Source organism: Erwinia endophytica (genome assembly GCF_009295515.1).
Lineage (GTDB): Bacteria > Pseudomonadota > Gammaproteobacteria > Enterobacterales > Enterobacteriaceae > Erwinia > Erwinia endophytica.
This window is the reverse complement of the sequence record NZ_RQVV01000024.1, coordinates 135,000-148,277: the sequence shown is the minus strand read 5'-3', so window position 1 is coordinate 148,277 and position 13,278 is coordinate 135,000. Positions and strand designations below refer to the sequence as shown.

Genomic DNA, 13,278 nt, shown 5'->3' with positions numbered 1-13,278 from the left:
CCGGCCAGAGACAAACTCAGACCGGTACAGACCATTTGGCAAGACGACGGGGAAGTCCAGGACAGCAGAAGAATACTGTCACCACCACCCTACCCTTACATTATCTAGCTGACAAACAAGTATATTTGCAGTACATATGCCGCATTCTGCTAATCAATTGGCGACGTCCGTACGTTTCACCGCATCCCGAGTGGCCGCTTCTCTTTCCTGCCCAACCAACTCGCTTAACTTGCCCTCACGCATCTCAAACAAGCGATCTGCGTGTTGAAAGTAATGGTCATCATGGCTGATAGCGAAGACAGTTTTCCCCATTGCTTTCAGCCACGGCAGCAACTCGCGGTAAAAAATACGGCGAAAATGTGGGTCCTGATCGGCGGCCCATTCATCCAGCAGCAGGATGTCACGCTGTTCGGCAATGGCCAACAGCAACGCCAGACGTTTGCTTTGACCTTTTGACAGCTTAAGATCGAGCACCCGGTTGCCTGACAACGTGATTTTGTCCTGTATTTTCAGGCGTTCAAGCCACTGTTGTACTTTCAGCGGATCGGCTGGCTCGCCTTTATCGTTAATCAGCCGGTCAAACAGGTGTACATCGGTAAAAACCGCCGAGAATAACCGACGATAATGTTCATTGTTTGCCACATCGATCTCTTCACCATCCAGCAAAATCTGCCCGGATGTCGGCTGGTACAGCCCGGTCAGCAACATGGCCAGGGTGGATTTACCGCTGCCGTTGCCGCCAATCAGAAACACCCGTTCGCCCCGTTTCAAGGTCATATTTATCGGGCCAACTGCAAATCCGCGATCACCATAATGGAATCGCAACTCGCGCAGTTCCAGAGTCTGCCAGTTTTTTGCACCAGCCGGAGCGGCAAAATCAGGTTGATACTCCTCAAGCCTGAAAGTGTTGAGTTGGTTAAAAGCGACCTGCGCACTCAGCAACGTCGGCAATGCGCCGATTGCCGCAAGCAATGGCGTTCGCAAGAATAACAGCGTTAATGAGTAGGTTGCCGCCACGGCAGTATCCGCCCACCCCAGGCTGTTTGCCATAAAAAACACCAGGCCAATCGAGCCCAACATCATAATATTGGACCAGTTTACCGCACTAAGGTGGAAGGTATCAGCACGCACAATGTGGTGACGCCAGGCCCGCGCATCCTCCTGATATACCGTCTCATAAATCATCTGCGCGCGCTGGCGGTTCAATGCCAGTTCTTTACGTCCGGCAATGATGTTCTGATAGTCGGTATACAACTGATCTTCAATATCACGCAACCTGGCCATATGACGATAAACTTTCGATACCAGCAGCCAGCCGCCAACGATAGTGATGACCAGCCAGACGGCGGTAATCAGCAGCATCGCCATCGATAGCCAGGCCAGGTAAATGGCGGAACCAATGGTCAGAACAATCCCCTGGAGCAACTCGGGCAGGCGAACAAAAGCGAGGGTGATATTACGCACGTCACTGGTCAGCGCCGCCAGCAGGTGTGGACTGCCGATCTGCTCGATCCGTTCAAGCCGGGTATCAAGGATACGTTTGATAAACTCGCCACGCAGCCGATACACAAAGTGGTGGCCCAATAGCGTCAACGCCCATTGGGAAGCCAGTGTCACCGCCATCAGCAACACCAACAGGCCCAGAAACTCGGGCAGAACCCTCAACGAGGCGTTAAACGAAACAATCAGCTCACGATTGATAAAAGCAATGACCCCAATGCCCAGGAGAGCGCTGAGTAAATTGAGAAGGATAACCGCTACAAAAGGCCAACGATATTGCTGGTAAACAACGCGGAGCAATTCCATGACACCATCCAGGTCGATTTTGCGCAGGCTGCAGTTTAATCAGAAGTCAGATGATATCAATAACAATTCCCTCGCGTTCTGGACAACTAACGAAAGGCGCGACGGAAGGTCAGATTATAGCGAAAAGCCCCGGTAAGCGGATGGAGCCCGGGTTTGAGCGGCAGGATACCGTGATAGCACAGGCGGGAAGGTCCCCCCCAGACCACAATATCACCGTGCTCCAGCAGCACCCGCTGAGTCGCATCGCCCCGCTCAAAACCGCCAAACTGAAAAACCGCTGGCAGGCCAAGAGAAACCGACACGATCGGCTGCGTCAGGTCCTGCTCGTCTTTATCCTGATGCAGGGTCAGCTTCGCGCCGGGCTCATAGCGGTTAATCAGGCAGGCATCAGGGGTAAAGTGAGTAAAACCGGCCTCTGCCGCACAGATCGTGGCCATTTGCCGAAACAGTTCAGGCATGCCCGGCCAGCGATGACCGGTCATACTGTCACGCTCGCTGTACTGATAGCCCCGGGAATCGGTTGACCAGCCGAAATCCCCACAATTAGTCATCGCCACCGACATCCGGTGACCACCTGGCGTAATGCGGTGATAAAAAGGATTTTTTGCCGCAATCTCAGTCACCAGGGCCATCAAGGTATTTGCTTCATCCCGTGCACGTCGGCGCAGAATGACCGCCCCCTCTGCCAGCGGTTCGGACCAGGGAGCCTCTTCACTAAATAAATCCAGCACGTGGCCTCCTCAGGCGCTTACCTTTATTGTTGCACGATAAAAGCTTTAAATTGGGGCGACATCCAGGTAGTGAAACCATTACCTTGTTTGATTATCAGATAAACCGCGAGATTCTCGCGCAGCGCCAGCGCTTTGGCTTTTTCTTCGCCAAGCACCATTAATCCGGTATCCCAACCATCTGCTTCCAGTGCCGTGGTGGCAATCACCGTGGCGGAAACCAGCTTATGCTGGATCGGTCTCCCCGTCGTGGGATCGATAATGTGAGAAATCCGTTTGCCATCCAGCTCATAATAGTTCCGATAACTGCCGGAAGTACTGATGCCGTGTCCTTGTAGATCGACAAGCGCCTGCACGGCATTCTCTTTATCCGTCGGCTTTTGAATCGCCACCCGCCATGGTTCCCCTTGCGGGTTCATCCCACGGGTCAGCACCGCGCCACCAACAGAAACAAGGTAGCGGTTAATCCCCTCCTTCTCCATCAGACGCGCCAGATGATCAGTGGCAAATCCCTCGCCTACCGTGGAAAGGTCAACATACAGTCCGGCCAGGTCTTTCTGCAAATAAGCGCCTTCCACACTCTGAATAACATGCAAATGCTGCAGACCGGTCAATGCACGAGCAGCATCGATCTGTGCCTGGTCTGGGGTTTTAACGGGTTGCTTATCAGGGCCAAACCCCCATAGATTGACCAGCGGCCCAACCGTGATATCCATCGCGCCATGGGTTTTTTGTCCGATACGCAATGACCAGGTGATAATATCGGCCATGTTATCGCTGATCGGCTGTGGTGCATTCCCACGATACTGATTAAAGCGAGAAAGCACCGAGTCACTTTTCCAGGTGGACAGCTGTTGATCATCGCCATCCAGTTGCTGCTGAATTTTTTTCTGCAACTCATCTTTGCGCTCAGGCGACACTCCCGCAAGACTCACCCGCCAGAATGTTCCCATCGTGCGCCCTTCTAACACCAGCGTCGGTTCGGACGTGCCCTGGTTATGCCGTTCGCAGCCAGAAATTATAATAAACACAGGAAAAACAATAAAATATATAAATATTTTCTTCATTATTAAAATGATAACCCATTTAAATAGTCGGTATGGCAACGGAAAGAAACCGGTGTTTAATGCGGATTTCAAGCCATTGATATGGCCAAAATCACTGGCAGCTGCAGGGGAGCAAGCGGCCTGAATGCCCTCGCGGTCATACACATTACCAGGAGATCCTCCGGGTGCTTTGCCGCAGCGTTATTATCTTTTCGTGCTACCAGCAACACAAGAAGAACAACCAGAAACAGCTCAATAGTCCACATCACCAGGGGATAAAGCTACAGAAAGGAAGAGGAAAACAGGCAGGAATACAGGAGTACTGGCAAGAAGAAAAGCGGGAGCGCCATTTGCGCTCCCTGCCGAATTTAGAACTGGTAAACCAGCCCCAGCGCCACAACGTTATCAGTATTGATACCGGCAGCATTGGTGAACTCGTTGTTATCCAGCAAGTTGATTTCATAATCAACATAAGTAGACATGTTTTTATTGAAGTAGTAAGTCGCGCCTACATCAACATATTTTTTCAGATTTTGCGTACCGTAGCCCTGGATGTCGCTGGCACGCGAGGTGACGAAGGCCAGGGAAGGACGCAGGCCAAAGTCGAACTGATACTGAGCAACCAGTTCCCAGTTGTTCGCTTTATCCGCATAACCGTAAACATCCGCATCGCTTGAACCAAAGCGGGTGGCATTGTATGAACGGGTATACATCGCAGCCAGGTAAATGTTGTTCGCATCGTATTTCAGACCACCGGTATAAGCGGTCGCTTTATCACCACGGCCCAGGATAGTCGCGCTGCCAGGTGTACCACCATTTTGCTCGGTAGTACGATCAGAGCTAAACATCGCTGCACCAATCCCGAAACCAGCCCCCAGATCATAAGTCGTTGACATCCCCCAGCCATCGCCATTCTGACCCAGAACGTCACGACCATTGGAGGATTCTGTCGCACTGCTGTTTTTGCCCTGGTACTGAACCGCGAAGTTCCAACCATCAACCAGACCAAAGAAATTATTATTACGGTAAGTCGCCAGATCGTTCGAGCGCTGGAACATGAACTGATCCGCGCCATAGGTATCTCCCCCGAACTCAGGCAGGACGTCAGTCCATGAAGCGATATCGTAAAGCACGCCGTAGTTACGACCGTAGTCAATTGAACCCGCATCGCCAAATTTCAGACCTGCAAAGCCAACACGGGTATAGCTGTTAGCGGTACCTTCAGATTCAGCGTTGTTCAGTGCTGCCTGATACTCCCACTCACCATAGCCAGTCAATTGGTCAGAGATCTGAGTTTCACCTTTAAAACCAAAACGCAGATAAGACTGGTCTCCATCGGTACTATCATCACTGGAGAAATAGTGCAGTGCATCTACTTTACCAAAAAGATCAAGTTTATTACCGTCTTTGTTGTAGATTTCCGCGGCGCCTGCTGAACCGGCGATCAGCATCGCTGGGATCATCAGGGAGAGAACTCGAAGTTTCATTTTATTACCCTCTAGTTATACGCTTTATTTGCCACTGCGTGCTGAATGTCGAAAATTCAGCCGACATCCCATACTAGTGTGCGGACAGTAATAATCTATGAAGAAAATGATACTAAATTTCCTAATATGTTTCAAAATGAAACATATGTATTTCATTTTGTAATTATAGCGGAACTTATAAGCAGCACATATTGCTAATCAATATAGCACAAATAAACAAAATTTAAATTAAACCACAATAAATCATTTTGTTATCGAATGTTATACGTGTGAGCACTGAATGATAAAAGGAAACAGTCATCGGATTATATAATAGTTTCGCTATCATCATTTTATTTCATTATTACCTTCATTCACCCCGAATGAGTTGTATTACCCTAATTCTGCCGAACCTTGTGTTCGGCTTTTTTTTATTCGTCTTATTCATATTAATTCTTTAAGCAAAACTGTTTATTCCTTCTTATAATATCTCTACATTTTATTGTACACTGTCTCTCTCATATCAGCACAAAATGCAAAATAAACGACGATGCGACATATTAATTACAAATTACAACTATGTGAAATACATTAATTCACCAGTGATATTTTTAATGGCCATAGATTTATTATTAAGCATATTCAGAGTGGATTACTCGCTCGTTTTAAGCGGAAGATTTTCCTGCCGTATTCGTTGTCATCGCCGTGACAATGAACGTCAGGATCAATCCTGATCGGACTTTGTTTGCTGGGTAAACTTCTTTAAATTCACTTATTATGGTAAAAGTGGCGTTAATCGCGACAAGCCCTCAATGGAAATGATGACAACACTGGATGCCCGACAAGCAAGTGCCAGCACAGTAGCGACTCAGCATGCTACCCGTGCGGTTTTTTTTATTGCTGGTATCGGTATGGCCGCCTGGGCTCCGCTGGTTCCCTATGCTAAAAATCGCGCTCAGCTCAGCGATGGTTCTCTGGGAACACTCCTGTTGTTTCTGGGTCTTGGCTCGCTGGTGGCAATGCCACTAAGCGGAATGCTGGTTGGCCGGGTCGGTTGTAAAAAAGTGATTACCTGCGGCAGCCTGTTTATTTTGCTGGCCCTCCCCCTGCTCGCCACCCTGTCCACTGCTTATCACCTGGCGCTAACGCTGGCACTTTTCGGCGCCGCTATTGGACTGGTTGATGTGGCGATGAACATTCAGGCCATAGAGGTCGAAAAAGCGACCGGCCGGGTCATGATGTCCGGCTTCCATGGCTTTTTCAGTATTGGCGGCATCGCGGGAGCCGGTATAGTCAGCGTGGGTCTGGCGCTCGGCCTGACGCCTTTACCCGCGGTGACCCTTGTCGTCGCACTGATTATTGTCATTTATGCTTTCTCGCAACGTCATCTGCTGACCCAACGGGTACAATCGGATAATGGACCGATATTTGTCATACCTCATGGTTGGGTGCTGTTTCTGGGGCTGATGTGTTTTATTTTGTTCCTGGCCGAAGGTTCAATTCTTGACTGGGCCGCCTTGTTCCTCACTCAGGCTCGCGGACTCCCCACCTCACAAGCCGGATTGGGTTACACGCTATTTTCCGTCGCGATGACCCTTGGTCGGTTGACGGGCGATCGCATCGTAAACTATTTTGGCCGGACTATGACCCTGTTTTGCGGCACACTGTGCGCCTCGGCGGGTTTGTTGCTGGCCGTCTGTGTCCCCAGTATCACTGTGACTCTGGCTGGCTTTGCTCTGGTGGGATTCGGTGCCGCAAATACCGTACCGATCATGTTCAGTGCAGCGGGAAATCAACAAGTCATGCCGGTTAATCTGGCGATATCTTCCATGACAACGATTGGTTATGCAGGTATTCTTGCTGGTCCTGCATTGACAGGGTTTATCTCGCAGTGCTACAGCCTGACGACAGCCTTCAGCATCATCGCTATATTGCTGTTAACCGTGGCCGCCAGCGCCCGGCTGATTACACGTTAACCTGGGGTGCTTCACGACGCTATGTTGCCATACAAATTACCTCTGACTTCCGGCAATGCCACGCGCTTTTTTGTGATGTTCATTCTGGTGTTGCTGCTCTCATCAGGGTTTATGATCCAAAACACCGTCAATACCTGGCTGAGAGATAAACGCTACGCCATGGCGGATATCACCCATGCGATGCAAAAACGCATTGATGCCTATCGTTTCGCCACCTGGCAGATTTATGAAAACCTAGCGGCAAATGCAGCGGGTTCACCGCCTAACAACCTGCAGGAAACGCGACTGCGTCCTGATGTTTACTACCTTGAGAAACCCCGCCGTAAAACCGAAGCGCTAATTTTCGGTTCTCATGACAGCAGCACGCTGGATATGACGCTGCGAATGTCTAATTATCTCGACACGCTGTGGGGCGCAGAAAACAACACCTGGTCTATGTACTTTCTGAACGGCCAGGATAACAGCCTGATCTTGATTTCAACGCTACCGCTGAAAGATATGGCGACACGCTACAAAGAAAGCATTATCAGTAATATTGTCGATGCCCGCCGGGCGGAAATGTTGCAGCAGGCCAATACGCTGGATGAGCGGGAAAGTTTCTCACCGCTGCGCCGTTTTACCTGGCAAAACGATCACTACTTCACTATACGCACGACCTTTAATCAACCAGGCCATCTGGCTACCGTGGTGGCGTTTGATCTGCCAATTAATGATCTGCTCCCACTGAATATGCCGCTGGAGAACCTCCAGCTCAAGCAGGATAGCAGCAACGTGACAGGCAATACGGATGCTGATGATGCAAATAGCAGCGTTAAAGTGGCACTGACCAGCCCAAATGTAGAGATCACCGCATCTCTGAGCAGTTCTCCGCTGCAGTTGGTGTATCGCATGCCAATTAGCGAACTGTTGGTGAATACGCTGAAAAATTTGATGTGGCCGTTGCTGGCTGACTTTGTCCTGTTGCTGCTGTCATTGGGTGGCCTGTTAATGCTGCGCCAGCAGTCCTTGCGCCCGAGTGAAAACCAGAGCGCTGAGCTGGATTCGCTACGAATATTGAATGAAGAAATTGTTAGCAGTCTGCCCGTCGGCCTGCTGGTGTATGATTTTGCCAATAACCGCACTATCATCAGCAACAAGATTGCCGAGCATCTGCTGCCACACCTGAACTTGCAAAAAATCATCACCATGTCCGATCAACATCAGGGTGTACTGCAGGCCACGGTTAACAACGAGGTTTATGAAATCCGCCACGCACGTAGTATGCTCTCTCCTGGCACTCAATTGTTTATGATGCGCGACCAGGACCGTGAGCTGTTGGTGAACAAAAAGTTGCAGAAGGCGCAACAGATACTGGATAAAAATCATCAAACTCGTCAGCAATTATTGCAAAATCTCGGTCATGCGCTGAATCGACCGCTAAATAGCGTGATCAGTCAGTTACAGACACTCAGCGAAACCCAGCCGAACGACGAACTCACCGATGCGCTGGAAGATTCCCTCGCACTGAGTCGACTGGTGGATGATATCATCCTCCTTAACCGGTTGGAGACCCACGATTGGGCACCTGATGCGGGGGCTTTTAATATGCAGACCCTGCTGGATGAGCTGGTCATGGAAGCCCTGCCCTCAATGCGGCGTAAAGGCCTGCATTTACTGGTCAATAATCGCCTGAACAGCGATGAAAACCGCTTCGGCGATCATCGTGCGTTGTATAAAATTCTGACCACATTACTGCATTATTCCATCACCAACACGACCTGGGGCCGAATCAGCATTGAGGTCAGTCACCCGGCAGATCGCCCGGATCGTCTGGCGATTGAAATAGTGGATACCGGTGCCGGCCTGACTGTAGACGAGATGGGTAATACCGACTTCCCATTCCTGGGCGAAACCAGCCAGGATCGATTTGGCCAGGCCTCCGGACTGGCCTTTTTCCTCTGCAAACAGCTTTGTAAGCAGTTAGGCGGCCATCTGGACATTGTGGCGCGTCCCGATATCGGTACACGCTGCAGTATCCAGATCCATGCACCGCAGGAGCATCACCAGGCACAGGAAGAAAAGCTACTGGAAGGTCTGACCGCGCTGATTGATATCACCGTGGACGATACCCGGAAGATTGTGGTTCGCCAACTGGAAAACTGGGGAGCGAGCTGTATCACTCCGGATGAGCGTTTTTCCGGGCAGGAACATGATGTCCTGCTCACGGATGAACCCGTGAAGCTGGCACCGTGGTCATTACTCCTCACCGATGACGAACCGGGCTACAGCGCATTGTCACGTAACCAATTCAAGGTCAACTTTAACCTCAGTAGCGCGATGCAGGATGCGTTGCTGCAGCTCATTGAACAACAACTGGCCCTGGATGAACCAGAAGAAAAGCAGGACACGGCGCAGCTTTTCGCGCCAGGATACTTTCAGCTCTTTGTAGATACAGTACCAGATGATGTGAAGAGATTGTATAATGAAGCAACGGAGAGAGACTGGAGTTCGCTGGCTCAGACTGCACATCGCCTGAAAGGCGTGTTTGCTATGCTTAATTTGATATCGGGCAAGCAGCTTTGTGAAACATTGGAACAGCACATTACCGAGTGTGACGATTCAAACATTAAAAATACCACCAGTGAGATTGACCACTACGTCAACGAACTGCTGCAGCAAGGTAACCAATAAATGAATAACTTGAACGTAATCATTGCCGATGATCATCCTATTGTTCTGTTCGGCATTCGCAAATCGCTGGAACAGATTGAATGGGTCAACGTTGTTGGTGAGTTCGAAGATTCCACTGCATTGATCAACAGTCTGTCCAAACTGGACGCTAATGTGCTGATTACCGATCTGTCGATGCCAGGTGAAAAGTATGGCGACGGCATTACGCTGATTAAATACATCAAACGTCACTACCCTGATCTGTCGATCATTGTGCTGACAATGAACAATAATCCGGCGATCCTCAGTGCAGTCCTGGATCTGGATATTGAAGGGATTGTGTTGAAACAAGGCGCCCCAACTGATCTGCCTAAGGCGCTGGCCGCCCTGCAAAAAGGGAAAAAGTACACACCGGACAGTGTGGCTAAATTGCTGGAGAAAATTAGCGCCGGCGGCTATGGCGACAAACGTCTTTCACCAAAAGAAAGTGAGGTATTGCGTCTCTTTGCTGAAGGGTTCCTGGTCACGGAGATCGCCAAAAAACTCAACCGCAGCATCAAAACAATTTCCAGCCAGAAAAAATCAGCCATGATGAAACTGGGCGTCGATAACGATATCGCACTGCTGAACTACCTGTCTTCCGTCAGCACCATGCCGGTAGACAGAGACTAAGCAAGGCGTTTGCGGGTAAAAAGGACGAATTCTTACATTCGTCCCTTTTACTTGTTGTCTGAAATCAACTTTCCCGGCTCTTACGTACTCGTTCGGCATAAAATGCCAGGGTCTGTTGTAGCGTATCCAATGTAACCGGTTTGGACAGGCAATTATCCATTCCGGCTTCCATACAGCGCTGCTTCTCTTCCGCCAGGGCATTTGCGGTAACGCCCACCACCGGGAAGGTCAGCCCCAACTGGCGTAAACGCTGGGTCAGGCGATAACCATCCATGTTCGGCATATTCACATCAGTCAGCACAATATCAATCTCATTGCGACTCAGTACGTTCAGCGCATCAACACCGTCCTGGGCCGTTTTCACCCGATAGCCCAGCGAACCCAACTGATCGGAAAGCAGCATTCGGTTAATCGGATGATCATCCACTACCAGGATAAGAATATCCTCATTGCTGACATCCTGCTCCTCCGCTTCCGGCAAGCCTGGCTGTGGATCAGGTATATCCACGTCAACACGATAGATACGCCCCAGCAACACGGGGAGTTCATGCGGCGTAGTGGTACCGTAAACCCAGCGGCCAGACGTTATTTCCTGCGGGCCATCATTGTGATAGCTATCAAAGCGGATCACCGCGCGTACTGTTTGCTGGGCCTGATAGTCGTAATCCGTCACGATCACATCATCCGCCTCGCACTGAGTGTCTTCCTGTAAACGCCTAACCGTGAGGCCGTGCTGCGCCAGTAGTTTCTCCAGAAATACCGCCAGTATGTCGTTGCGTAGCTCCAGCCAGCATTGTTTACCCAGCAATCCCTCATGCAGAACCGGTATCATCACCTGACTGTGATACAGTGGGATACGCACCACGAACTGGCTCCCCATCCCAGGCTCGGAATCCACCTCAATATCGCCGTCCATCATGTTGATCAGCTTTTCACAGATAGCCAACCCCAGCCCGGTCCCCTGGAAGTTACGCTGCACCCCCGTCCCCACCTGGAAGAACGGATCGAACAGACGGGGAATTTCTTTCGCTGGAATACCGACACCCGTGTCGCGCACACGAAAAGCCAGATAACCATCTTTAACAAATGCCTGCAGGATTATGCCGCCGGTATGAGTGAATTTGATGGCATTGTTCAGCAGATTTGAAATCACCTGTTGCAGGCGCAGAGGATCGCCCTCCAGGGTGACAGGTACGTCGCTGTCGATAAAGCACCACAGCGTCAGGCGCTTTTTCACCACCATCGCCAGATAGTTGGAAGTAATGTGAGTTATCACTTCTCGCGGGGAAAACTCGCGTGGTTCAATGCGTAGTTGCTCGGATTCAATTTTCGAGAAATCGAGAATATCACTGATGATTTTCAGCAGCAGACTGGAAGAGTTATTCATTGCCGTGACCAGTGACTCAACCCCCTTCGGCAATGATTTCGTCTGCAGCAGATCGAGGTTTCCGATGATGCCATACAGCGGCGTACGGAGTTCATGGCTAACCGTCGCCAGGAACATCGACTTAGACTGGCTGGCCTGTTCGGCGGCCTGCGCCATCTCCTGCAGCGACTCTTCCATCTTCACTCGCGCGCTGACATCCACCAGCACACAGATCGCCACATTTTCATTACGGTAGCGAGAATGCACAAAACTGATTTGCAGGTTAGTGTTGCTACCGGTCAACACATCGACAAAATTCACCTGCTGACCACAGATGATTTCAGTCAGTCGCTGGCGATCTTCCGGGGTCAGCATGTTCAGATAGTTATGTGCCAACTCGTTACTGAGAATATTGGTACCGTCGCTGGTACGTAAAATACAGATACCAACCGGAGCCGAGGCGACAATTTTGCGGTTGAACTGCTCATGCTCTTCCAGGCGGAGAGCATTATCCTCGGCGGGTAAAAACATCCGACGTTCAAACAGCCAGGCCAGAGTGAACAAAATAATGGCGCTGATTACATTAAGCAGCATGGCGTTAATGATCAAAATCTTCAGCTTCTCGACCATTTCGTTAGTCTGCACCATGTAGACCACACTTAACGAAGAAGGCGTCAGTGTCTTTTTAAGCACCAGTTGCTTATAGCCGTTGATATAGCCGAACCAGTTATCGTCATCAGGCAAGTCGTCAAACGAAATACTGGCCGTTGCACGGGAAGAAGACATGACTCGTTGATTACTGCTATCAAGGAGTGCCACACTGAGCGGGAAGGTCCCCGGAGTGGTGAAATCGTCCAGACGAATAGTCTGTTCAATCCCCAGCAATGCCGCCATTTTGCTGGCGATATACACCGGGGTCACCATGTAATAATAGCCGCTCCCCATCTGACTGGATGGTGCAATCCAAAAGCTGCTATTCTTACGTTCGTCGTCGTTGCCGTTACGGTATTTCAGGATGCGTTCATGCAGTGATTTCAGCGCGCGTTCATGGTCGGCAGAAGCCTTACCCAGGCCGAAATCAGCCAGACACAAACTATCCCCGCCAATGAAGAACACCCGCCTAAGTTCATAGGCCGAGACGAAATTCTCTCTCCAGTAGTGCAAGAAGTAACTGAGCGACTCCAGAGAATTACGCCAGGTGTTACTCATGGCGTTACAGTCTGAATCAGAATATAGCGGATAAAACTGTGGCAGCGTGACTTTCCCTGGGAACACACCGTTCAACACATCCAGTCCGTTAGCGGAAGAATTCAGGCGGTTTTCGACGATAAACTTCAGTTCACGGCTCACATCCATTGAGTGGCGAACGTACCACTGAGCCAACTCAACATTGGCATTAAACTCCTTATGCACCTGAGCTTCTTTCTCATGCAGCACATCAATGATGTAAAACGTCGTCAGCAGCGCGCCCAGCGTCCAAAGCATTAGCGCCAGCGCCCGGAACAGATAGCGAGAAATCCTTAACGTAGTTCTGAACGAGACTAAATATTTCAAGCGAAACCTATAGGT

8 protein-coding genes are annotated in these 13,278 nt (G+C 50.2%); 3 read left to right on the top strand and 5 right to left on the bottom strand.

Going from position 1 to position 13,278, the window contains the following annotated elements:
- Window positions 1-153: 153 nt before the first annotated feature.
- From EH228_RS08685 to ompC, 4 genes are all read right to left on the bottom strand, one after another.
- Window positions 154-1,806: a multidrug ABC transporter permease/ATP-binding protein gene (locus EH228_RS08685; RefSeq protein WP_152321280.1), complete on the bottom strand. Its 1,653-nt coding sequence runs from the start codon at window positions 1,804-1,806 to the stop codon at window positions 154-156.
- Window positions 1,807-1,892: 86 nt separating this feature from the next.
- Entirely contained in the window at window positions 1,893-2,537 is a 645-nt protein-coding gene (alkB, locus tag EH228_RS08680) for a DNA oxidative demethylase AlkB (RefSeq protein WP_152321279.1), read from the bottom strand.
- 23 nt (window positions 2,538-2,560) lie between these two features.
- Window positions 2,561-3,601 carry an FAD:protein FMN transferase ApbE gene (apbE, locus tag EH228_RS08675; protein ID WP_152321278.1) on the bottom strand — a complete coding sequence of 347 codons (1,041 nt, stop codon included), beginning with the start codon at window positions 3,599-3,601 and terminating at the stop codon, window positions 2,561-2,563.
- 347 nt (window positions 3,602-3,948) lie between these two features.
- Window positions 3,949-5,067: a porin OmpC gene (gene ompC / locus EH228_RS08670; protein WP_152321277.1), complete on the bottom strand. Its 1,119-nt coding sequence runs from the start codon at window positions 5,065-5,067 to the stop codon at window positions 3,949-3,951.
- Between the two features lie 800 nt (window positions 5,068-5,867).
- On the opposite strand from ompC, the gene EH228_RS08665 reads away from it, so the two are divergent.
- From EH228_RS08665 to rcsB, 3 genes are read left to right on the top strand one after another with little or no spacing between them, the layout of a single operon-like run.
- Window positions 5,868-7,022 (top strand): MFS transporter, encoded by a 1,155-nt coding sequence (locus EH228_RS08665; RefSeq protein ID WP_152321323.1) that lies wholly within the window; start codon window positions 5,868-5,870, stop codon window positions 7,020-7,022.
- A 21-nt stretch (window positions 7,023-7,043) separates the two neighbouring features.
- Window positions 7,044-9,692, top strand: coding sequence for a phosphotransferase RcsD (gene rcsD / locus EH228_RS08660; RefSeq protein WP_152321276.1), 2,649 nt, complete (start codon window positions 7,044-7,046; stop codon window positions 9,690-9,692).
- Window positions 9,693-10,343 carry a response regulator transcription factor RcsB gene (rcsB, locus tag EH228_RS08655; protein WP_152321275.1) on the top strand — a complete coding sequence of 217 codons (651 nt, stop codon included), beginning with the start codon at window positions 9,693-9,695 and terminating at the stop codon, window positions 10,341-10,343.
- Window positions 10,344-10,407: 64 nt separating this feature from the next.
- Here the strand turns inward: rcsB and rcsC are convergent, their stop codons facing one another.
- Window positions 10,408-13,263 carry a two-component system sensor histidine kinase RcsC gene (gene rcsC / locus EH228_RS08650; RefSeq protein ID WP_152321274.1) on the bottom strand — a complete coding sequence of 952 codons (2,856 nt, stop codon included), beginning with the start codon at window positions 13,261-13,263 and terminating at the stop codon, window positions 10,408-10,410.
- Window positions 13,264-13,278 lie beyond the last annotated feature (15 nt).